23 protein-coding genes are annotated in these 20,690 nt (G+C 56.0%); 6 read left to right on the top strand and 17 right to left on the bottom strand.

Going from position 1 to position 20,690, the window contains the following annotated elements; genetic code table 11:
- Positions 1-46: 46 nt before the first annotated feature.
- From IPM21_08260 to IPM21_08275, 4 genes are all read right to left on the bottom strand, one after another.
- Positions 47-472 (bottom strand): arsenate reductase ArsC, encoded by a 426-nt coding sequence (locus IPM21_08260; GenBank protein ID MBK9163891.1) that lies wholly within the window; start codon positions 470-472, stop codon positions 47-49.
- A 3-nt stretch (positions 473-475) separates the two neighbouring features.
- Positions 476-1,546, bottom strand: a complete 1,071-nt coding sequence (gene arsB, locus IPM21_08265) for an ACR3 family arsenite efflux transporter (protein MBK9163892.1) — start codon at positions 1,544-1,546, stop codon at positions 476-478.
- Between the two features lie 90 nt (positions 1,547-1,636).
- Complete coding sequence (locus tag IPM21_08270; protein ID MBK9163893.1) at positions 1,637-2,878, bottom strand: PLP-dependent transferase; 1,242 nt, start codon at positions 2,876-2,878, stop codon at positions 1,637-1,639.
- A 175-nt stretch (positions 2,879-3,053) separates the two neighbouring features.
- Positions 3,054-3,515 (bottom strand): VOC family protein, encoded by a 462-nt coding sequence (locus tag IPM21_08275; GenBank protein ID MBK9163894.1) that lies wholly within the window; start codon positions 3,513-3,515, stop codon positions 3,054-3,056.
- A 114-nt stretch (positions 3,516-3,629) separates the two neighbouring features.
- Between IPM21_08275 and IPM21_08280 the strand changes: the two genes are divergently transcribed.
- Positions 3,630-4,169 carry a metalloregulator ArsR/SmtB family transcription factor gene (locus tag IPM21_08280; GenBank protein MBK9163895.1) on the top strand — a complete coding sequence of 180 codons (540 nt, stop codon included), beginning with the start codon at positions 3,630-3,632 and terminating at the stop codon, positions 4,167-4,169.
- On the opposite strand, the gene IPM21_08285 is transcribed toward IPM21_08280, so the two are convergent.
- From IPM21_08285 to IPM21_08295, 3 genes are read right to left on the bottom strand one after another with little or no spacing between them, the layout of a single operon-like run.
- On the bottom strand, positions 4,139-4,330 hold the full coding sequence (locus IPM21_08285; protein ID MBK9163896.1) for a hypothetical protein: 192 nt from the start codon (positions 4,328-4,330) through the stop codon (positions 4,139-4,141). The two genes, IPM21_08280 and IPM21_08285, sit on opposite strands and share 31 nt — an antisense overlap.
- Complete coding sequence (locus tag IPM21_08290) at positions 4,317-5,060, bottom strand: TlyA family RNA methyltransferase (GenBank protein MBK9163897.1); 744 nt, start codon at positions 5,058-5,060, stop codon at positions 4,317-4,319. Before IPM21_08290 ends, IPM21_08285 begins: the two co-directional genes overlap by 14 nt.
- Before the next feature lie 7 nt (positions 5,061-5,067).
- The gene (locus tag IPM21_08295) at positions 5,068-5,253 is read right to left on the bottom strand and encodes a CPXCG motif-containing cysteine-rich protein (protein ID MBK9163898.1); all 186 of its coding nucleotides are present in this window, start codon (positions 5,251-5,253) and stop codon (positions 5,068-5,070) included.
- 80 nt (positions 5,254-5,333) lie between these two features.
- Here IPM21_08295 and IPM21_08300 point away from each other — a divergent pair, with 80 nt between their 5' ends.
- Positions 5,334-6,338 (top strand): COX15/CtaA family protein, encoded by a 1,005-nt coding sequence (locus tag IPM21_08300; protein MBK9163899.1) that lies wholly within the window; start codon positions 5,334-5,336, stop codon positions 6,336-6,338.
- Here IPM21_08300 and IPM21_08305 read toward each other — a convergent pair.
- Positions 6,281-6,988 (bottom strand): lysophospholipid acyltransferase family protein, encoded by a 708-nt coding sequence (locus IPM21_08305; protein MBK9163900.1) that lies wholly within the window; start codon positions 6,986-6,988, stop codon positions 6,281-6,283. The genes IPM21_08300 and IPM21_08305 overlap by 58 nt on opposite strands.
- 77 nt (positions 6,989-7,065) lie before the next feature.
- Here IPM21_08305 and IPM21_08310 point away from each other — a divergent pair, with 77 nt between their 5' ends.
- From IPM21_08310 to IPM21_08320, 3 genes are all read left to right on the top strand, one after another.
- Positions 7,066-7,875, top strand: coding sequence for an ATP-binding protein (locus tag IPM21_08310; protein ID MBK9163901.1), 810 nt, complete (start codon positions 7,066-7,068; stop codon positions 7,873-7,875).
- A 71-nt stretch (positions 7,876-7,946) separates the two neighbouring features.
- Positions 7,947-8,198: an AbrB/MazE/SpoVT family DNA-binding domain-containing protein gene (locus tag IPM21_08315; GenBank protein MBK9163902.1), complete on the top strand. Its 252-nt coding sequence runs from the start codon at positions 7,947-7,949 to the stop codon at positions 8,196-8,198.
- A complete protein-coding gene (locus tag IPM21_08320; protein ID MBK9163903.1) occupies positions 8,191-8,571 on the top strand; it encodes a type II toxin-antitoxin system VapC family toxin in 381 nt (126 codons plus the stop codon). The genes IPM21_08315 and IPM21_08320 overlap by 8 nt, the downstream gene beginning before the upstream one ends.
- A 77-nt stretch (positions 8,572-8,648) precedes the next feature.
- On the opposite strand, the gene IPM21_08325 is transcribed toward IPM21_08320, so the two are convergent.
- Positions 8,649-9,230 carry a redoxin domain-containing protein gene (locus tag IPM21_08325; protein MBK9163904.1) on the bottom strand — a complete coding sequence of 194 codons (582 nt, stop codon included), beginning with the start codon at positions 9,228-9,230 and terminating at the stop codon, positions 8,649-8,651.
- Positions 9,231-9,315: 85 nt separating this feature from the next.
- Here IPM21_08325 and IPM21_08330 point away from each other — a divergent pair, with 85 nt between their 5' ends.
- Positions 9,316-11,034 (top strand): NAD+ synthase, encoded by a 1,719-nt coding sequence (locus IPM21_08330; GenBank protein MBK9163905.1) that lies wholly within the window; start codon positions 9,316-9,318, stop codon positions 11,032-11,034.
- Positions 11,035-11,714: 680 nt separating this feature from the next.
- Here the strand turns inward: IPM21_08330 and IPM21_08335 are convergent.
- From IPM21_08335 to IPM21_08370, 8 genes are all read right to left on the bottom strand, one after another.
- Positions 11,715-12,893, bottom strand: a complete 1,179-nt coding sequence (locus IPM21_08335) for a hypothetical protein (GenBank protein ID MBK9163906.1) — start codon at positions 12,891-12,893, stop codon at positions 11,715-11,717.
- Positions 12,894-13,056: 163 nt separating this feature from the next.
- Positions 13,057-13,344, bottom strand: coding sequence for a hypothetical protein (locus IPM21_08340; GenBank protein MBK9163907.1), 288 nt, complete (start codon positions 13,342-13,344; stop codon positions 13,057-13,059).
- A gap of 869 nt (positions 13,345-14,213) precedes the next feature.
- On the bottom strand, positions 14,214-15,335 hold the full coding sequence (locus IPM21_08345) for a VWA domain-containing protein (GenBank protein ID MBK9163908.1): 1,122 nt from the start codon (positions 15,333-15,335) through the stop codon (positions 14,214-14,216).
- Positions 15,336-15,439: 104 nt separating this feature from the next.
- Entirely contained in the window at positions 15,440-16,402 is a 963-nt protein-coding gene (locus IPM21_08350) for an OmpA family protein (protein ID MBK9163909.1), read from the bottom strand.
- 521 nt (positions 16,403-16,923) lie between these two features.
- Positions 16,924-17,130, bottom strand: a complete 207-nt coding sequence (locus tag IPM21_08355) for a hypothetical protein (GenBank protein MBK9163910.1) — start codon at positions 17,128-17,130, stop codon at positions 16,924-16,926.
- A gap of 869 nt (positions 17,131-17,999) precedes the next feature.
- Positions 18,000-19,709, bottom strand: coding sequence for a 2-oxoglutarate dehydrogenase, E2 component, dihydrolipoamide succinyltransferase (gene sucB, locus IPM21_08360; protein MBK9163911.1), 1,710 nt, complete (start codon positions 19,707-19,709; stop codon positions 18,000-18,002).
- A gap of 129 nt (positions 19,710-19,838) precedes the next feature.
- Complete coding sequence (locus IPM21_08365) at positions 19,839-20,339, bottom strand: hypothetical protein (GenBank protein MBK9163912.1); 501 nt, start codon at positions 20,337-20,339, stop codon at positions 19,839-19,841.
- 72 nt (positions 20,340-20,411) lie between these two features.
- Positions 20,412-20,684 (bottom strand): DUF4242 domain-containing protein, encoded by a 273-nt coding sequence (locus IPM21_08370; GenBank protein MBK9163913.1) that lies wholly within the window; start codon positions 20,682-20,684, stop codon positions 20,412-20,414.
- Between the last annotated feature and the right edge of the window lie 6 nt (positions 20,685-20,690).

Here is a 20,690-nt window from a genome sequence, read left to right on the forward strand (position 1 = left end):
TGAAATCGCTCAAACGCAGAGCCCGTTTTATTCAAACGAAAAGCTTTTAAATCATCCATTTTAGCTCATTTTCAGCATACTCGCGAATATGGTCGCGAACGTCGCGAAAAGCCGCGAGCCGCGTATCCTCGTCGCCTTCGACCGTCGCCGGGTCGTCGAACGAATGGTGTATGACCTTGGTGCGTGCCGGAAAGTAGGGGCAATTCTCGCGGGCGTTGTCGCAGACGGTGAGTACATAGTCGATCTCCCGGCCCGCGAACTCATCGACGGATTTTGAGCGGTGGCCGCTGATGTCGATGCCGATCTCGGCCATCGCCTTGATGGCTTCGGGCCGAACGATGCTCGGGTGCGTGCCGGCACTGAAAACGTCAAACCGGTCGCCGAAAAGATGCCGGGCGATACCTTCAGCCATCTGCGATCGGGCCGAATTACCGGTGCAGAGTACTAAAATGCTTTGCTTGTTTTCTGCCATTTTTTACCTCAAGGCCTCCGGAAAATTGCCTCGCTGCCTTAAAGCAACACGAACGAGTAAGATCAGCACTGGCACCTCGATCAGCGGGCCGATGACCGCGGCGAACGCAACGCCGGAATTAATACCGAATACGGCGATGGCGACCGCAATGCCGAGCTCGAAATTATTGCCCGCAGCGGTGAAGGCGAGCGACGTGCTCTTCGGGTAATCGGCTCCGGCCTTCTTCGCCATATAGAACGCCGAAAAGAACATGATCACAAAATAGAGCACGAGCGGGATCGCGATCCGCACCACATCGAACGGAATCTCGATGATCAACTGGCCCTTGTAGCTGAACATCACGACGATGGTGAAGAGCAAAGCGAGCAGCGTTATAGGGCTGATCTTTGGGATGAAAACGCCCTCGTACCACTCGCGGCCTTTCGCGCGGACGAGCACGAAACGGGTGATCATCCCGGCAAAGAACGGGATGCCGAGGTAGATCAAAACGCTCTCGGCGATCTGGGCAATGCTAATATCGACCGCCGCACCCGCAACACCGAATAGCGGCGGCAGGACCGTTACGAAGATATAGGCATAGACGCTGTAAAAGAGCACCTGGAAGATGCTGTTGAAAGCGACCAGGCCCGCGACGTACTCGTTATCACCTTTGGCCAGGTCGTTCCAGACGAGGACCATCGCGATGCAGCGGGCGATGCCGATCATGATCAGGCCGATCATATACTCGGGCTTATCAAAAAGCAGCCCGACCGCGAGGAAGAACATCAGGAGCGGGCCGATGATCCAGTTTTGAACAAGCGAGAGAGCGAGGATCTTGGTGTTGCGAAAGACCGACGGGAGTTCTTCATACCGTACCTTGGCGAGCGGCGGGTACATCATCAGGATAAGCCCGATGGCGATCGGTATGTTCGTCGTGCCGGCCTGAAACCGGTTGATGAAGTCGGCCGTTCCGGGAACCAAATAGCCAATGCCGACACCCAGGGCCATCGCGGCGAAGATCCAGAGGGTCAGGTATCGGTCGAGGAATGAGAGCCGCTTGACCGGGTCTGCGGCTTCAGATGTGTGTGTCGCCATATGACCAATGATAATATATGCGAATGAGCATATATGTAAAATGAATGGGCGTTAAATATTGGTTACAGATCTTTAGGCCAGAGACTCGAACTAGATCCGGTCTTCCATCAGAGACCTATATATGTCTTCGCATATATCATCGATGTTCTCGATACCGACGGAAATACGAAGCAGGCCATCGGAAACCCCGGCCTTCGCGCGTTCCTCGGGCGAGAGTGTCGCATGGGTCATAAGTGCAACGGGTTGGATCAATGTTTCGACTCCGCCGAGCGAGGTGGCGAAGGTGCATACGCGGAGCTTTCCAACGAGGGACTTCGCGGCATCGGCCGTCCCAACGTCGGCGGCGAGCATTCCGCCAAACCCGCGCAACTGCCGTGCTGCGGTCTCATGGCCGGGATGATCGGCAAGGCCGGGATAGTGCACAGCCTTGACCGCCGAAAGCTCCGAGAGATATTCGGCAAGGCGCATCGCGTTTTCGTTATGGCGTTCCATTCGAAGGGCGAGAGTTCTGATGCCGCGGAGCACCAGCCAGGCGACCTGCGGTGCGATATTGCCGCCATAGAATTTCGCCGGGCCTATGCGGGCGGCTTCGACGAGTTCGCCGCGGCCGACGATGACGCCGGCGGTCAGGTCGCTGTGGCCGCCGAGATATTTGGTCGCACTATGGATAACGAGGTCAGCACCGAGCGAGAGCGGCCGCTGGTTATATGGCGTGGCAAAGGTGTTATCGACGACCGTCGCGATTCCCGCGGCTCGGCCGATCGAACTGACCTCGGCGATGTCGGTGATCTTGACCAGCGGATTCGACGGCGATTCGACCCAGAACATGCGTGTATTCGGGCGGATCGCCGCCGCGTAAGCTTCGGCATTTTCGGCATCAATGAAGGTCGTCTCGATGCCAAATTGCCCGCCGATATATCGCAGGAAATTTGTGGTCGTTGAATACATCGATTCAGGTGCAACGACGTGATCGCCGGCCTTCAAAAGAGTAAAGGCCGCCGCTGAGATCGCCGCCATTCCTGAGGCAAGTGCCAGAGCCGCTTCGCCGCCTTCGAGCACGGCCATCGCTTGCTCAAGCGCGGTCTGCGTCGGATTTCCGAGCCGACCATAGTAGTAGCCGGGCTTTTCGTCGTTGTGGATCGCGATGCCTTCGTCAGGGTCGGTGAACGCGAAGACCGATGCCGGATAGATCGGCACCGAAAGGGCACCGAAATGCGCCTCGCGGTCTTCGCCGGCGTGGACGGCTAATGTTTCGAATGAATCTTCTTTCATGTCGGTATTGAGGCGAATATCCGGACGCGGATCGAGCGGGTCGAAACGACCGTAGTTCAATCATCGTTGATGGCCTGCCGTAACGACCCGATCCGCGTCCGAAATTTTCGTCTGAGACTCAGCAGCATGGCGCTGATGTCGCCCCAATGGTAGTCGCCTTTTGGCTCGGTGTGCAACAGACGTTGGTTGAAAGCTCGGCGTGCTCGACCTTTTCACCGCAGCCGCAGGCCTCGGCCTACGGTTCGGTGTTTTCGAGCACGACAAAGGCTTCCCATTCATTGCCGTCCGGGTCGCGTGCCCAGGTCTTGTCCTGCAGGGCATAGCAGCAATCGACCTTCATTTCGTCAACGGTCATGAGCCCCGCCTCGACCCACCGCTCGCGGATCTTTAGAACGTCTTCGGTCGTTGCGACCTGAAGCCCGAGGTGCGAGAGCGTTCCGCCTTCCGAGTAGGGCACTTCATTAAGGACAAAGTTGAGAGGCGGTGCGGCGACATCGAACTTGGCGTAGCCGAATCGCGGGGCCTCGCTTTCTTCGCCCGCCTGCTCGCGAATGACCGAGTGAACGGTCGAGCTGCTCTTTACAAGCTTTACAGGCTCTTGCCCGAAAAGCCTTGAACAGAACTCGACACTTTTTTCGATATCCCTGACGTTCAAAGATATATGCGGCTTAAGGTATGTGACATTATTTGATGACATTATGTTCTCTCCAGGTTTATTTCATATACGCAATAACAGATATGTATAAGCGAATGTATTCCTCGTTCCCAGCTTTGTCAAGTAAACAATTGACACATATGTTATTATTTGCATATGAAAAGTCCGGACAGCCTCGAAAGCATGGAGAAATTCTATATGGCATTGGCCGATAAGACCCGGCTTCGGCTGCTTAATCTGATGCGACAGAACGAGGTCTGCGTGTGCTTTTTCACCGAGGTGCTCGGCGACAGCCAGCCGAAGATCTCGCGGCATCTCGCATATCTCAGAAATGCCGGGATCGTTCAGGCCCGCCGTGATGGTAAGTGGATGCATTACAGCATCGTCTGGCCCGAGGACGATGGAGAAAGGCGGATGCTTGAGACGGCTCTAGATTGGCTTGCGGAAAAGGAAGACCTTCGGCTCGATCTGGAAAAGTACGAAACGGTCTGCTGTACGCCTGAGCTTTTGGTTCAGATCGCCCGGACGCCGATTGATTTCATCAATGCGGACGCAGTTGCTACAGAGTTGAGTGAGGTGCCAAAGCCGAGGTCGGAACACCGGAGACAGCCGCAACCGGAGATCGAACGGGTCGAAGAGCCGCTCTTTGCCGAGCTAGCTCCGGCTCACAACGAGCTTGAAGAGTTCCTGCTCTGATCCGCGGCCGGGTACGGGCAGTGGCGGCAGCCGTTTCCGCAGCAATAGCCACGCTCGCGAAGATATTTCGCGGTCATCACCAATAGGCCGTTCTCGAAGTAATAGTCTTCGCCCTCGACAAATTCTTTCCTCGACGCCGGCACGCGTTCAGCTTCGCTCATAACAACCAAGAAACTCCTTGTTGCCTTCCGCTCCCGTGATCGGCGATTCGGTGACCCCGAGCACGGTGAGCCCTGCCGATGCCGCGAATTCATTTACCTCGTTTACGACGCGTTCGTGCTTTTCCGGTTCACGCACAATGCCGCCTTTGCCGACCTCGCCCTTGCCGACCTCGAATTGCGGTTTGATGAGGATGACAAGCTTGCCCTCTGGGCGAAGAAGCGGAACGATCGCCGGGATGATCTTTGTGACCGATATGAACGAGACATCCATAACGGCGAGGTCAAACGGCGAGACGAAATCATAAGGCTTCAATTCGCGAGCATTTGTGTTCTCACGAACATCAACGCGAGGGTCGCTCCGGAGCTTCCAGTCGAGCTGGTTCGTTCCGGCGTCTATTGCGACAACGCCCTTTGCGCCGTGCTGGAGCAGGCAATCGGTGAAACCGCCGGTCGAGGAGCCGATATCGATACACTCGGTTCCGGCAACGTCGAGGGCAAATTCGCGAAGTGCATGCTCAAGCTTGAGCCCGCCGCGGCCGACGTATCGAGCCTCGGGGGCGTCGCCCTTTATGCGAATGGCAGCCTTCGGAGCGAATGTCTCCGATGGCTTCTCGACGCGGCGATCTCCGACAAGGACGACGCCGGCCATCACCATCGCCTGTGCCTTTGACCGCGATGGAGCGAGGCCGCGGTCGTGGAGCAATTTGTCGATGCGTTCCTTTTTCTCCATTTGCGGCTTAGTCGTCGAGGGCCGATGCGGTGAAGTCCATTATTTCCTCGCCGTCCGATGTGTAATCGACGCGTATTGGCCGGCAACAGACCTCGCAGTCTTCTACATAACTCTGCTCCGCGACCGAGGGGTCGAGAATGAATGAGATCTCCTGCCAGCAATAGGGGCAGGTAAAGAAGTGTTCTATTTCCATTAAGACCAGCTAACCGCGGCCGAATTTCACTGCTATGGCCGTGGGTGTTATTCTTTCGTCAAAACCTGCAAACCCAAGCTATGGCCGACACAGACGAATCTATCAAAACAGCCTGGCAAACGAAATTGAGCGCGTTCGCCCGCTTCGCGTGGTTTGCGGTCGCTTATAACCTCCTGGTGATACTGTGGGGCGTTTTTCTGCGGGCGTCACACTCCGGCGATGGTTGCGGCCAACACTGGATAACCTGTCACGGCGAGCCGATACCTTCGGCCCCTGAACTCAAAACTCTCATCGAGTTCTCGCATCGCGTTACGAGCCTGCTGGCGGGTTTTATCGTCATCGCTTTGGTCATCTGGGCATTCCGCCAGTTCCCGAAGCGGCATCTGGTTCGGCGGCTGGCTTTGCTCTCGTTGTTTTTCATTATCGTCGAAGGGGCGATCGGCGGCGGGCTTGTCTTGACCGGGAACACGGCCGGGAATTGGACGCCGACGCGGCCTTACTGGACCGCCGGCCATTTGATAAACACATTCATTCTGATGGCGTTCCTTACGCTAACGGCCTGGTATGCAAGCGGGCCGCGGCGGCTGACGTTTACGGCTCGGCGAAAGGTCTGGGTGCTGCTATTTGTTGGAATGGCGGCGATATTTATTACCGGCATCACCGGATCGATGTCCGCTCTTTCAACGATGCTGTTTCCCTCCGAGACGCTTGCCGAGGGCATCGCGAAAGACTTCGACCCGGATTCGCACATCCTGCTCCGGCTGCGTATTCTTCACCCGATCCTTTCGATCTTTACGGCGGTGTTCCTCGTCTTTCTCTCGGACGCGGTAAAAAAGGCATCGGGCCGGGTTTCGGTTGCGAAGTGGGGGAATTGGATGTCGGGCCTTGTTCTCGTGCAGATCGCATGGGGAGCGGCCACGCTCTTGATGCTGGCACCGATCGTGATGCAGCTAGGGCATCTGCTGTTTGCCGACCTGATATGGCTTGCATTCGTGCTGATGGCGGCCGCGGCTATTTCAGAGGATGATCACGACCCTGTTCTCCAAGCTGAGCCTCTTTCGACGAGTTCGTCTAGCGAAGCCTGAAGCTCAAGCCGCTTTGCCTCAAGCTCTTCGTCGCGAGCGTTTTTATCGACGTAGATCGGCGTTCCGATGATGACGTTCGCCCGCGTGAAAGGTTTTGGGATCTGCAGCCGGTCCCAGCTCCCGATGGTCCAAAAACTATTCGCCTCGATCACAAAAGGCATCAGCGGATTGCCCGTCTTTTTTGCGAGCAAGATAGGCCCTGATTTCGCCTCGTAACGCGGGCCTTTTGGCCCATCGAGTGTGAATGCCATCGGGTAGCCCTGCTTCATCATACGGATCATTCCGACGAGTGCCTGGATCCCGCCGCGGGTCGAGGAGCCCTTGATAATTCCGAAGCCAAACCGCTGAATGCAGCGGGCGGTGTACTCGCTGTCAAAGCTGGTCGATGAGAGAACGATGATGCCGCGGTCGCGGAAATAGTAGGTTCCGGCGACGATGCGGTCGTGCCAGAAGGCATAGATCGGGAGCCGCCCGGCGGCCTCGATCGCCTCGAAGTTTTCCCAGCCTGTACGTTCGAACCGGAGTGTAGAGCCGATGATCCGGATCGCGAGATAGAAGGCAAGGCCGGCAAGACGAATGACCAACCGCTGGCCGAAAGTGTAACGTTCGAGCCCTGCAAATTGGTAAGCGCTTTCCGTAAGTTCCGGCACAGTTAGAAAATAACTAACAACTTGGGGTATTATTTGCAACTGAGGGTCTTTTCTTTTCGTTAAAACAAAGGGGTTAAATGCAGCGTCGGATACTGATAATTGATGACCACGACGATCTGGCCTCGTCCTTGCACGAGGTCTTTTCCCACGTTGGGCATACAGTTGACGTTCTGCTTAGTCGTGCCGCCGCGGTCGAACGAAGCGATATAGAGTCGTTTGACCTTGTGATCAGCGACCTGGATGTCATTAGCCCCCGCGGAGCAGCGGGCGAGAATGGCAGCGGGCCCGTTTGCCTTCCTCATCTTTCAGAAGAGAGCGATGCCGAGCACATCAAGGCGTTTAAGATATGTGCCGCAAATTATCGCCGCGAAGGCTTTGACGAAGAGGAGCTGAAAAACCTTGTCGCGACCACCCTTGATTACAAGATCCGATATGTGGATACCATCGAAAGTGTTAAGGACCTTCACGAATACATCGAGTTTGAATTGCCGAGTGCGATCTCGCTGATGCACATTGTGCTCGACTATCTTATGAAACGCGTGGAGAAGCTCGGTGTGATCAAGCCCGAGCAGTCCAACCTCTTCATTGCTCTTGATGAGGCTTTCGTAAACGCGGTAAAGCACGGGAACAAATTCGATGCTGCAAAGCTGGTGCGGATCGCGGCCGAGGTCTCGAGCAAAGAGGCCCGCTTTACCATCGAGGACGAAGGCGAAGGCTTTGACGTCAAGAATATCCCCGACCCGCTCGACCCCGAAAATCTTTTCAAAACCAGTGGCCGCGGCGTCCTTTTTATCTACAACATAATGGACGAGGTCGCCTACAACGACCGCGGCAACCGGCTGACGATGGTGAAGAAGGCTGCCGAACCGATCGAGCCCTCTGCATAGACCAGATCAAAAATTAGTTGCTGTTTGTGCCAAATGGCGATAAAATGTCATTTGGCGGTGGTGTGACATTTATGGGGCATGTGGTGCGGACAAGAGTAACTCAGGGCGGTAGGATCGTGATCCCGGCAGAAATGCGACGCCGTCTCGGGATTGAGATCGGCGACCAGGTGAACCTCGAGCATCGCGGTGATTCTCTCACCGTGACGTCAAGCCAAGCGGCGTTGCGACGCATTCAGAAGCGACTTCAGAAGGCGATTCCACCCGGCGTTTCGTTGGTCGACGAGCTTATTGCCGAAAGGCGAGAGGAAGCAAAGAATGAGTAAGTGGGTACTTGATTCTTCAGCGATCCTCGCCGCCCTTCAAGGAGAACCGGGAGCCGAAAGGGTCGAGGCCGTGATCGGCGATTCACAAGCGAGCGCTGTGAACATTGCCGAGGTATTCACAAAACTCGCCGAAGCTGGCCAACTCAATAAGCATGTGCTTGATGATTTCTATTCTCTCGGAATCGAGATAATCGATTTTGATACCGATCAAGCTCGCAAAACGGCTGAGCTCCGTCCGCTCACAAAACACATGGGCCTTTCGCTCGGGGATCGAAGCTGCCTCGCTTTGGCGCTGAGTATGAAAGCGACGGCGGTGACGGCGGACGGAGCCTGGAAAAAGATCACGTTCTGCAAGGTCGATGTGATCCGCTAGCTGCCCTTACGAAATAGACGTCGAAAAACCATCAAGAACCGGGGCCGCTGCAGCTATCGTGGCCCCGGTTATTTTTTTTAACGCTTTGCGAGATCGATCCCGGCCCTTATCTCGTCTAAGGTCGGCCGCTGTTTGTAGTCGGTCTCAATCCGGGCCCATACGACTTTTCCCTGACCGTCAATTACGAAAACCGACGCATGGGGAATGCCGTCGAAGCCCTTTCCGGCGTAGCTCGGGTCGTAAACTCCGTAGGCGTCGATGGTTTTGCTTTCGGGGTCGGAGAGCAGCCGGAAGTTCATCTTCCCTTTGCCGTCCTTTTCGATCTTTGCGGCCAGTTCGCGGCTCTTTTCAGCGGGGTCGACCGAGATCGCAAACATCGCGACATCGTCGCTCGCTTTCAAAAGCCCGCGGAGGTCGGCAAGCTGTTTCGCGCAGAAGGGGCACCAATATCCACGGTAAAAGACGATGACCGCCGGTCGGCCCAGCGTTGAAAGGGTGACGCTTTGGCCGTTGTGGTCGTTGAGCGTGAAATCCGGAGCCGCCTGGCCGACAGCGACCGGCTCGGTCCGCGAGCGTTCGGTAGTTTTCATTTGACCGCAGGTGCCGACGGCCGAACATGCAAAAACGAATGTAACAAAAAGAATTGCTAAGAGGTTCATCATTACTCCTTTGTGATCGGTTTCTACATAGCTAAGTCTCGAGGCGGCAGAGAATATTCCCGAACCTGCTGCTGCGAGCGAATTTTTGCCCGGATTAAAATATAATCACCTTATGCGGGTGACGATCGGGCAGATCAATACGACCAACGGCGACATTGAAGGAAACGTGGCGAAGGTGCTGGCGGCCATCGGGCAGGCGAAGGCCGATGGCTCGGACATCATTGTTTTCCCCGAGGTCGCGATCCACGGCTATACGTCGCAGGATTGGTTTCAGGACCGCGACATCATCAACTCCTCGCTCGAGCCGCTCGACCGCATCATTGCCGCGACCGAGGGCATAACCGCCGTTGTCGGCACCATCCGCCCGAATACCGAACGCGACGGCCGGCGGCTTTTTAACTCGGCGGCGGTGATCTCGAATGGCCGCTTAGTCCGATTTGTCGATAAGACCCTTCTGCCGGAGTATGACGTCTTCGACGACCCGCGTTACTTTGAGCCCGAGACCGACCCGAACGGCATTGTTGAGATCACCGGCCGCGATGGCGAGCCGTGTAAGCTCGGCGTCGTCGTTTGCGAGGACTTCTGGAACGACAAGACCTTTTGGCGGGAGCGGCTCTATGAGAAAGACCCGACCGATATCGTCATCGAACGCGGTGCCGAGCTGATCGTTGCCATCAACGCCTCGCCGTATAACAAGGGGAAGATCGGGCTGCGATGCGAGATGGTTTCGCACCGGGCGAGGGCGAATCGCGTGCCGATCGTTTTCGTCAATCTGGTCGGCGGAAACGACGGCATCATCTTTGACGGTGCAAGCCTCGTGGCCGATGCCGAGGGCGACATTATCCTCCAGGCGGCGGCCTTTGAGGAATTCGTCGAAACGGTCGAGCTCGACATTCGGCGGCCGGATGCCCGCGGGATCTCGGGCGACGAGGTCGAATCGATCCGCCGTGCTCTTGTGCTCGGCATTCGCGACTACGCAGCAAAGAACGGCTTCCGGACCGCTGTGCTCGGGCTTTCGGGCGGGATCGATTCGGCGCTCGTCGCGGCCCTCGCCTGCGAGGCGATGGGGCCGGAGAACGTGCTTTGCGTAATGATGCCGTCGCCATTTTCGTCCGAAGGGAGCATCAAGGACAGCGAGGAGCTGGTCGCAAATCTCGGCTGCCAAAGCCGAATCGAACCGATCAGCGACACCTTTGAAGTGCTGCTCCGGCAGATGGGGCTTGATAAACCGACGCGGGGCGGCGACTCGCTCGCGGCCGAGAACATGCAGTCGCGGATCCGCGGCGTGATCCTGATGGCCATCTCGAACGCCGAGGGCCGGCTTGTGCTCTCGACCGGCAACAAGAGCGAGTTGGCGGTCGGATACTGCACGCTGTATGGCGATACGAACGGCGGGCTCGCCGTGCTCGGCGACGTGCTCAAGACCGAGGTCTGGCAGATCGCCCGCCACATCAACGCCGCGGCCGGCAGGGAAGTGATCCCGCAGGCGATCATCGATAAGAAGCCCTCGGCCGAGCTTGCCCCGAACCAATTTGACCAGGACAGCCTGCCGCCATACGAGCTGATGGACCCGGTGCTGCGGATGTATTTCGAACAGAAGGCCTCGCCCGCCGAGATCATCGCCGCCGGCAACGACGCCGAGCTCGTCTTTTCGATACTCAACAAGGTCGAGCACCCGGCAAACGAATTCAAACGCCGCCAGCTCCCGCCGACGCTTATAATTTCGAAAAACGCCATCGGAGTTGGCCGCCGCCGACCCATAACCCACAAATACCGCCGCAAGATGTCGGAACCGCCTGCGTAAGCGGGCGGCCAGTTTGCCCAACCCGCATGCACTTTCGGCGGACGGGGTGGTAGAAGGTTTTGAGTCCCGGCCTGCGGGAATTCCAGATTCCAAATTCCAGATTTCGAAGATCGCATTGGAGGATAAGCCCTTGCTGACGCGCGGGCTTCCGCAGTCCGAAAGCTCCCCTCCTTGATAAGGAGGGGTGGACGCCGCTTCGGCGGACGGGGTGGTAGAAGGTGCCGCAATACAAGATCCGAATTCCGAATTTGAAGATAAGCCCTTGCTGACGCGCGGGCTTCTGCATGCGTATTCCGCATTGGGCGTGTTTCATTTTTTGCGGAGAGTGCGCGTTTCTGAAACAAGGTGAAACGCTGAAACAAATGAAACACGTGAAACAAGTGAAACGCCTGAAACAACTGAAACAACTGAAACACGGGGCGGATTTGCCCGGCGGGTGCGGAAAAGTTCGCAGCAGCCGCCGCCGGCCGCCCAGAGCCCCTAAATAGTTGAACATTGTCAAACACCCCTCGCCCCGAGCCACCGATCCCAAAATGTTGACTCTTACTCATCACCACAACGACTGTAGCAAAGAAGCAACGAAAATGTCAATAATAAAATGATCGAAGCGGGCGGGTTCGGGATTGGTTCTGATGTTCTGTGTGCCTTCGTCCGTGCTTTCTGTGCTCTTTGGCTTAAGGTCATCGAACCTCGATGTTCTCTCGAAGTCCGGGATCAGTAATTCGGTAAAGTCCGACACCGGATGTTCCCGATCCGACGACAAAAGTTGAGCCGCTCGAAAGGAAATAGCCGAAGGTTTTCGGGCATCTTTGGACAAGCTCCCCGGAAGCGATACTCCTGAATTCGATCCCGTCTGCCACTACAATTGACACGAGACCAACCTCCGGAGTACTAAATGTCACGGTCCAGGGCCTCGCACCGATGCTTCTTACGTTGTAGAGTAGACGGCCAGTGGCAAGTTCCCACATTCTTACGTCTTTTCTATCGTAGCTGACTGTAGCCAGATATTTCCCGTCACGGCTGAAGACTGTCCTAAATACTCTGCTATTTTGTTCGAACGTATAAACCAGTTCTCCAGTTCGCACGTCCCACAGTCGAGCCTTTCCGTCCCGGCTCCCAGCAGCCAAAAAGTGCCCGTCCGGGCTGAAAGCAAGGTCGTAAAATTGACTTTGCCCCCTCACGTTTGCTCGCCCGGGCTTCTCGTCGATGTTCAGCCGATTTACAAATCCTGCATCGCGAGCATCCCAAACAAAGATCCCACCGGAGTAGGCTGTCGCAACCGTTTGGCTGTCAGGGCTGAATGCAGCTCTGAGGAAGGGAAAAGAGTTGCAATTCGCATCTTTCAACTGCGCGTGCCGAAGAATACCGATCGAGCGTCCATTCGTCGCATCCCAGAGAGCGGCACCTTTATCATAATTGCCAACAAGGACGTGCTGACCGTCGGGGCTCATATAAGTCTTGAAAGAAGTTTTGAATGGCTCCGTCGAAAACTCTGCTATTTTTTGCGCAGACTCGGATTCCCCGATCCATATCGTCTTCCTATTCTTCAATCGTGCCCCCAATATCCGACCATCGGCGCTTACGACAGTTCGGTCGCCGACGGCGAAGGTGTCGTCATCAGGCTTCAAAACGTTTATAAGCCGTCCGGTCTGAGCGCTCCACAGCTTGATATTTCCAGACTTCCTATCCTGCCCGAAAACAACTGATCCATCGTGAGACTCTTCAACAGATTCAGAACCCCAGCTTTCGAGTTCCGCCATTTTTTCGATGATTGTGCAGTTCTGCTGACCGTAAAGGTGCCCAGAAGTTAGGAGGATTACCGATCCGAGCAAAACTGCCTGCACTAAAACGATTCTCATAACGCGTATTGTTGTACCTTGGTTTGTCCGTTGTGCCCGACAACCGAAAAAACGCACGTCATCCCAAAAGTGGGAAACGACGAAAACCGAAAACGATCGCCATGCGAGCAACACGACGATCGGATCGATTCACGGGCGACACGTTTTAACAATCCATAAAGCATTAATTCGAAACTGATCGTCCTAGAAGGTAAAGAAGTCCGCCGCCGGCTGCCGCGACAATGACACCGACGGCAATCGCACCGCCTTTATTGCCTTTGAATGGTCTTATTTCCCGGATCTCATCAAACCGAATTTCTCGAGCACTATTGCTTTTATCTACCGCCTCAACCCTGCCGCCGACAACCCGATACCCGTCAACCAGTACGAAGCTATCTGAATTGATCTCTTTGATAAACCCTTTGAGCTTTGTTCCGTCGTTTAGCACGAGCCGCTTTATTCGGCCGTTCACTCCCACCTTTTCAACCGTCGCCCGCACCATAGAAGGCCGATCTTGAACAATTGGATTGTTTACAGAGGTTTGAGCAAAAACATGAACTGCGGAAAATACGAGAACCAATAGGCTTACGAGCACGCGTTTTAACATAGGTCCACCTCCTTCATTTGCGATTTAGTAACGGCTGCTCGGTAGATTATATAACGACTTTTTTCGCAGGTTTCTAAGCGGTGTTTAACTTTTCGCAAGTGTCACATTGCCCACAGTGAAGTCCAGATTCCAGATTTGTTTCTGTGAGTTTTGTGGTGCATGCCGTTGAGGTCGACTGGGCGGCGGAGCCGCGTGTTGGGTCGGGACGCGACGGTGAAGCTGAGCTTCACCGCAAATAGAGCGGCGGAGCCTTTAGCAGTTGTCAGTTGTCAGTGGTCGGTGGTCAGTGGTCAGATTCCGGATTCCAGATTCCAGATTCCAGACCCCAGACCCCAGACTCTTCACTTGTCACTCTTCACTCTTCACTATTGAGAGCCCTTACTTACGTGCGGGCTACTGACACGGACGGGCTACTGACACGGACGGGCTTCTGCATTTCGGATTCCAGATTCCAGATTCCAGACCCCAGACTCGTCACTATTGAGAGCCCTTACTTACGTGCGGGCTACTGACACGGACGGGCTTCTGCATTTCGGATTTCGGATTTCAGATTCCGGATTCCAGACTCGTCACTTGTCACTTTTCACTCTTCACTCGTCACTATTGAGAGCCCTTGCTTACGCGCGGGCCTCTGCATTTCGGATTCCAGATTCCAGATTCCAGACTCGTCACTTGTCACTCTTCACTCGTCACTATTGAGAGCCCTTGCTTACGCTCGGGCCTCTGACACGGTTTTAGTTTCGGACGTAGTAGCCTTGGCGGGCGCGGACTCGGGCGGCCGGGCGGGTGCCGAGGCCTACGGAGAGTTTTACGAGCTTGCCGTCGGGGTACGTCGCGTCTGAGTAATATTGGATCAGGTACTGGGCGCGGAGTTCGTTGCCGAGCTGGCGGAAGATCTGCTCGAGCAGTTCGGTGTTTTTGCGGCGGTTGTTGCCGTTGAGGTAATTGTCGTTGGTGTCGATCGGGCCAAAGTTCGGCAGAAACGCGGTGCCGCCGGTCTCATCGGCAAAGATCTGCATGTTCTCCTGGCCGAAGACGCTGATCTGGTTCAGCCGATAGGAGCTGCCCGCCGGGTTTACGGCGTACATAACGGTGTCGGCGTCCTGAAGCGCACGGAGCACCTTCTGCCGCTCGGTGACCTTGGCGGTCTGCTGTGCCGTTTGGATGATCTGGCCGAGCCGTTTGAGGTCGGGGTCGGGCCGGTTCTCAACAACGCGGCGTTCGGCGGTCCGCTGTGCCCGCTGCACACCGAGGCTGTAGTTGTCCTCGCCATCGGAGATAACGACGATCACGCGCCGCCGGCCGGACTGCGAATTTTCGCGAAGATAATCGGCCGCCGCACGGACCGAATCAAAGAACGCCGTCGGCTGCTTGGCACGCTCAACCGGTATGGCGAGCACGCTCTCGGTTGCCGGGCCGGCCTGGGCAAGCCCGCTAACGAGAAGCGCCCGTTCACCGATAGTGAAAATGGCGGCCCGGTCCTCGGCCCGCAATACATCCTTCAAAAACTTGACGGCCGTTTCCTGCTGAAAGCGGAACATCGTGTCGGTGCTTGCCGAGACGTCAAATAGCAGTGCGATATCAAGCGGAACGCTCTCCGCGCTACCGACCGATTCGATCTGCTGCCGCCGGCCCTCTTCGCTGATTTGAAAATCGCTTTGCGTCAGCCCCGTCACCGGCAGCCCGCTCGCATCGACGACCGAAACCGGCACGACGATCAGCCGCGAATCGATGCGGATCGGTTCGTCGTCATCTATCGGCGGCGTCGCGGTCGGCGTTTGGGCCGTCGCGGCAATAGCGGCCGAGATCAAAATAAAGAGAGAGAATGCGGTTTTGAAGAGATTTTTGCAGAGCATAGCGGTGGAGCTTTTTTGGGAGAGTAAGCTTGAAGAAAGGGCAGCGAGTACCGGATGTTTGCTCGGCAAACGCTGCCCTTCATTTTTTGTGACCAACGCGGCAACTAGTTGCCGTCGTTGGCGGTCGAGCGAACCTCAACATTCTGGTTGAGTCCGCGGCTGACGAGCAGCTTGACCTCGACGCGGCGGTTGGCCTCGCGGCCTTCGCGTGTCGTGTTCTCGGCGATCGGGTTGGCGATACCGTAGCCATACGAATTACCGATCCGGCGAAGCGGGATGTTGTGGGTCATGATCAGGTAGTCTTTGACTGCCTGTGCACGCCGGTCGCTGAGTATCTTGTTCGCCCGAGCATTGCCCTCGGCCGAAGCAAAACCGGTCACCTCGATAACATATCCGCGAAGCGTCGCGGCGGCTGCGGCAACCTCGTCGAGCTGCTGCTTGCCCTCAGGGCTAAGCACTGCACTGTTGACGCGGAAGTTGATCGTCGCCGAGCTCTGGACGACATATTCATCAAGAGCCGAGATGCGTTCGTTGGTGGCATTGACACCGGCAACCGCCGCATCGGCAGTGTCCTGTGCGGCCTGTGCACCACCGCGAGCGGCGTTCGAGATGGCCATCAGTTCATCGATCTGGCCGGAAACACGTTTCGCATTTTCCTCCGCAGCCGTCAGCCTTTCTTCGGCCGGAGCTACGCGAGAATCGATCGACTGTGCCGTCTGCAGATTGCTCTTATCAAAGCGGATCTTGGTGGCGGCAAGGCTGCCATTGGCATCACCGCGGCCTTCGACTGAAAGGTTCAGCCCGCGGACGAGCGAAGCGGCCGGAAAGCGGTCGCCCGAACCAAACGTTGCATTTGCCCGGACGCTTGCGTTCGGTGCAACTACGACACGCGTATCGACACCAACCGTATCGCGGACGATGAACGTATTGTCATCTTCCTTCGAAACGATCGTGCCCTTGATGTCATACTTCTGTCCGTTAACAAGATTGCGAAGCTGTGCGTCCTGTGCGACCGCACCAACAACACCGATGGCGAGTGCCATAAACAAAACAGATATTCTTTTCATAATCATCTTTTCTCCTCAAAAGGCCTTACCGTTCCGATAAGTTGCCCGAAATAGACGCCCGGCGAAGCCGTTTGGTTGCAATACTTTTGGTGCCGTGACCAATTTCCCCTGATATCAAAACCGTACGAAAACGGCTCACCGAGCGTTCCTACCCGGTCTAATAATCAAAAAGCGTGCCACGTAACGATAGTCCTCAGAAAATGAGGCCGGTTGCGGTAGAACATCGGAAAATAAACGGCTCCGCGATGTCCGCAGGGAGGAAGCATTCGAGTACCTAGAACAGGCCGTTCGAAACATTAACCAAAGTGTATGAAAATAATACGAAAATGTCGAGAGATTTTTTGCGTTGCTTGTTTGAATCTCATGCCCCAAAACGAGTGCCGAAAATCTTGCTCCCGCTCGCCTACGACGAGTCCGGCGAGGCATTCGCAAGAAGGAAACCGACACCGCGAACCCATTCCTTTTCACATCAAGCCCGAATTCGGCGCTTTGCGGCGGATGCAAAAGCTCAAGAGAAATGCCTAGAAACGAAACCCAACCCCAAGGTTCATTTGCAGGTTGTTTCGCGTGAACGATGGATTGATCGCCTTCGGGTCCTGTCCGTGGAAGCGAATGATCGTGTCGCCTGCGTCAAAACGGATCACTGTTCTTTTTGTCGGGTAGTATTCGAAAACGCCCCCAATATCGACATTAAAGAACGTCGCCGGCTTTTCGGATACACCAATCAAGATATCCTTTGGTTGGCCCCCGCCAGGCGATTGGACGACGAATTGAAAGTCGATTGAAGGAAATGCATTAAAACGGATAAACCCCGGTCGAACTTTTCCGAAGACACCAAATCGCCTTCCTCTATAACCATATTTCACCCCAGCAAGGAACTGCGTTTTTTCGCCACCCGATGACCGACGGGTTGGAATCGATCCGCCTCTAATTATTTCATCAAATGTTTTGGTACTTGGTGTGAAGTTCAGCTCGCTCTCTAACGCGAGGTTTCTAGTGACGTTGAATGCGAAGCGCCCGCCGAAGCCGCTTTCGTATCGCTTATCGACTGTAACCCGATCATTGAACCCGGCTCGTAAGAAAACTATGTCAGAAGTTTCAATGTCACCGCCCTGAAACATTATCGTTCCATGCCCGCCAATCTCAAACCGCGTTATCTTGTCCTGTTGCCGATCATCCGCGACGGGAGGCTCCTAAGCCGACACCGCAATACAAGCGGCAATGATGAGTACAAGGATGAATACAGAGGTGGCGTAGCGCCTACCGGTGACAGGTCGCATCTGTTGTTCCTATGCAGCAGAGACGGTTAAAAACAAGCACGCCCTGAGGGTTATTGCCGTAACCTTCAGGGCATTTCTTGTTTTGCGAATATGTTTGAAAGGCTTTTCGCGGACACTCCGAGCCGGAACGCCTTGGGAGACGCCGGTTGTCGTAAACGAGCTGGGAGTGCGGGAAAAGCATCAAACAACTACCTGACTGACTTTTGTCAATCATAGTACGCCCCGCCCGCCTAAGTGTCAAGAACTTTACTTGATCAAAAAAAGGCCGGGCGGGGAGAGTTTCCCTGGGCCCGGCTTTTTGATGAGTGGCGAAAGCTTTAGATGCTGAAATCGGTGGTTTCTAGGTATTCCTTGAGCGCGGCGAGGTAGCGTTCGCCGTCGGCGCCGTCGACTACTCGGTGGTCGTAGGTCAGGGCAAAGTATGCCATCTGGCGGACGGCGATGTAGTCGTCGCCATCGGGCGTTGTCAGGACCTTCGCACGTTTCTCGATAGCACCGACGCAGAGAATCGCGACCTGCGGCTGATTGATGATCGGTGTGCCGTAGAGCCCGCCGAAAACTCCGGGGTTTGTGATCGTGAACGTGCCGCCGGTGACCTCATCGGGGTTAAGCTTTTTGGCTCGGGCACGGTCGGCGAGGTCGTTTGCCGCGAGGGCGAGGCCGGAGAGCGAGAGCGTGTCGGCCTTTTTGATGACCGGGACGATCAGGCCCCAATCGAGCGCGACTGCCATGCCGAGATTGATGTCGCCTTTATAGACGACGTTCTCGCCATCAACCTGAGCGTTGACGATCGGCAGCTTGCGGATGGCGTGTGTCGCAGCCTGAAAGATGAACGGCATGTAGCTGAGCTTGGTGCCATAACGCGCCTGGAACTCGGCCTTGTTACGCTCGCGGAACTTGGCGACGTTCGTCATGTCGATCTCGAAAACGCTGGTGACGTGTGCCGAGGTGCGCTTTGAGAAGGTCATGTGCTCGGCGATCTTTTTCCGCATCACGGACATTTTCTCGACGCGGTCGCCGGCGGATTGAACGATCGCGGTCGGCTTATATTCTGCCTTCGGTGCCGCGGAAGTCCCTGCGGCGCCTTTGGTGAGCAGGTCCTCCGGCCGGAGTGCGGCACCGGTCTCGATAAAGGAAAGGATGTCCTGTTTTGTTACGCGGCCGCTGATGCCCGAGCCGGGGATGCGGCTGATGTCGATGCCGTGTTCTTTGGCTATATTGCGGACGAGCGGGCTCGATTTTGTCCGGCGGAGTTCGTCGATATCTGCCGAACGGCCGTTCGAAGCCGGCATTGCAACACCGGCGGTGGCGGCTTCAGCTTTCGGTGCGGTTACGGGAACGGGCTCTGCTTTTGCGGGCGCGGCGGCGGGTTTCGGTGCTGCCGATGCGGCGCCTGCTGAAGTTCCGACGAGAGCGACGACAGCTCCGACCTCGACGGTTTCGCCTTCCTGGACGCGGATCTCAAGTAGCTTTCCGGCTGCTGGTGACGGAACCTCGGCGTCAACTTTGTCAGTCGAAATCTCGAGCAGCGGCTCGTCCTTCTCGATGGTGTCGCCGATGGCCTTTAGCCATTTTGAGACGGTGCCTTCGGTTATCGATTCGCCCATCTGCGGCATCACGATCTCGGTCGCATCGCCGCTGTCTGCCGTGCTTTCGGCCTGCGGTGCCGGGGTCGAGCTTGCCGCAACTGCATCAGCGATGATCGCCGGAGCGGGAGCTTCTTCGATCGGTGGAGTCACCGCTGCGGGGGCTTCCTCTTTTTTCGGAGCACTCGGTGCCGGAGCTTCGCCTTCGGCTCCGATGACGGCGACGACCGTTCCGACCTCTACGGTCTCGCCTTCCTGATGGCGTATTTCGAGAAGTTTGCCCGCCGCCGGACTTGGGACCTCGGCGTCGACCTTGTCGGTCGAGATCTCAAGGATCGCTTCGTCCTTTTCAATGGCGTCGCCAACCTGCTTTAACCATTTCGAGACGGTGCCCTCCGTGATCGATTCGCCCATCTGGGGCATTACAACTTCTACGCTCATATGATCTCCGTGTCTTAAAACGTGCTGAATATAAAATGTTACAAATGACTAGAATACAAGAATCCCGGGCCAAAAAAAAGCCGGGCACTTTTGGCCCGGTTCGTTAATGTCATGATGTTTGCGAGAGCTTTACCGCAACTGTTTTTCGATGTCGGCGATAACGGCATTGAGTTCCGCCTCGCTCGCGGCCCCAAACTTAGTTGAAAGAATATTGCCGTTTCTCGCGACGACGAGCACCATTGCCTTGTCCTTTTCGTAGCCGTAGGTTTTCGCGACCTTACCGCCCCAATCGAGCAGGACAGGGAACTGCGTTTGCCGTTTGATCAGGCGGCGGACGAGCCCGCGGGCGTAGCTCGGCACGCCGCCTAGCGAGGCGATGCCGAACATATAGACCTTGCCGTCAAACTTTTTGTAGAGAGGCGTTGCCCATCCGTCGATCTGCTTCGCCCCGTCGCGGTCGCCGAATACGAAGACGACCGGCCGGTCGCTCGGAAAGTTGACCTCGACCTTTCGGTCATTCTGGTCCTGAAGGCTGAAGTTTGAGACGCGGCTTTGGCCGCTGACGCTCATGACCGCCGTCCAGAAAAGGACGCAAGCGGCCATGAAGAAAGTGAAAGTTTTCCTTCCCATTGTCTGCTCGTTTCGAAATGAACTTGCCTTTCATTTCGGCCGAGGGCAGAAAATGGTTTCGCGGGCGGCTTTTTAGCCGGCACGGGTGGGGTCGATGATGGCCCTGACCTCCGAAATTCGGTTGGCGGGGAAGCCGCTTTCGCGGGCGTGCTCTTCGATGAGTTCGGCGTTCGGTGCGGTGTAAACGCAGTAGATCTTGTCGTCGGTGACGTAGCTGTGGATCCACTGTATCTCGGCCCCAAGCTGATTGAGAACGCTACAGGACTTGGCCGAAGCTCCCTGCAGGTCCTCCGGGGACATCGAGCCGGCTCCGGGAATCTCGCGTTCAATAACGAATTTCGGCATGGTTTT

The organism is Acidobacteriota bacterium (assembly GCA_016716435.1).
GTDB lineage: Bacteria > Acidobacteriota > Blastocatellia > Pyrinomonadales > Pyrinomonadaceae > OLB17.

Coding starts and splice junctions, on each gene's coding strand:
- IPM21_08260 (MBK9163891.1), bottom strand. CDS start 472: ATGGCAGAAAACAAGCAAAGCATTTTAGTACTCTGCACCGGTAATTCG.
- arsB (MBK9163892.1), bottom strand. CDS start 1,546: ATGGCGACACACACATCTGAAGCCGCAGACCCGGTCAAGCGGCTCTCA.
- IPM21_08275 (MBK9163894.1), bottom strand. CDS start 3,515: ATGTCATCAAATAATGTCACATACCTTAAGCCGCATATATCTTTGAAC.
- IPM21_08280 (MBK9163895.1), top strand. CDS start 3,630: ATGAAAAGTCCGGACAGCCTCGAAAGCATGGAGAAATTCTATATGGCA.
- IPM21_08285 (MBK9163896.1), bottom strand. CDS start 4,330: ATGAGCGAAGCTGAACGCGTGCCGGCGTCGAGGAAAGAATTTGTCGAG.
- IPM21_08290 (MBK9163897.1), bottom strand. CDS start 5,060: ATGGAGAAAAAGGAACGCATCGACAAATTGCTCCACGACCGCGGCCTC.
- IPM21_08295 (MBK9163898.1), bottom strand. CDS start 5,253: ATGGAAATAGAACACTTCTTTACCTGCCCCTATTGCTGGCAGGAGATC.
- IPM21_08300 (MBK9163899.1), top strand. CDS start 5,334: ATGGCCGACACAGACGAATCTATCAAAACAGCCTGGCAAACGAAATTG.
- IPM21_08310 (MBK9163901.1), top strand. CDS start 7,066: ATGCAGCGTCGGATACTGATAATTGATGACCACGACGATCTGGCCTCG.
- IPM21_08315 (MBK9163902.1), top strand. CDS start 7,947: ATGGGGCATGTGGTGCGGACAAGAGTAACTCAGGGCGGTAGGATCGTG.
- IPM21_08320 (MBK9163903.1), top strand. CDS start 8,191: ATGAGTAAGTGGGTACTTGATTCTTCAGCGATCCTCGCCGCCCTTCAA.
- IPM21_08325 (MBK9163904.1), bottom strand. CDS start 9,230: ATGAACCTCTTAGCAATTCTTTTTGTTACATTCGTTTTTGCATGTTCG.
- IPM21_08335 (MBK9163906.1), bottom strand. CDS start 12,893: ATGAGAATCGTTTTAGTGCAGGCAGTTTTGCTCGGATCGGTAATCCTC.
- IPM21_08345 (MBK9163908.1), bottom strand. CDS start 15,335: ATGCTCTGCAAAAATCTCTTCAAAACCGCATTCTCTCTCTTTATTTTG.
- IPM21_08350 (MBK9163909.1), bottom strand. CDS start 16,402: ATGAAAAGAATATCTGTTTTGTTTATGGCACTCGCCATCGGTGTTGTT.
- sucB (MBK9163911.1), bottom strand. CDS start 19,709: ATGAGCGTAGAAGTTGTAATGCCCCAGATGGGCGAATCGATCACGGAG.
- IPM21_08365 (MBK9163912.1), bottom strand. CDS start 20,339: ATGGGAAGGAAAACTTTCACTTTCTTCATGGCCGCTTGCGTCCTTTTC.
- IPM21_08370 (MBK9163913.1), bottom strand. CDS start 20,684: ATGCCGAAATTCGTTATTGAACGCGAGATTCCCGGAGCCGGCTCGATG.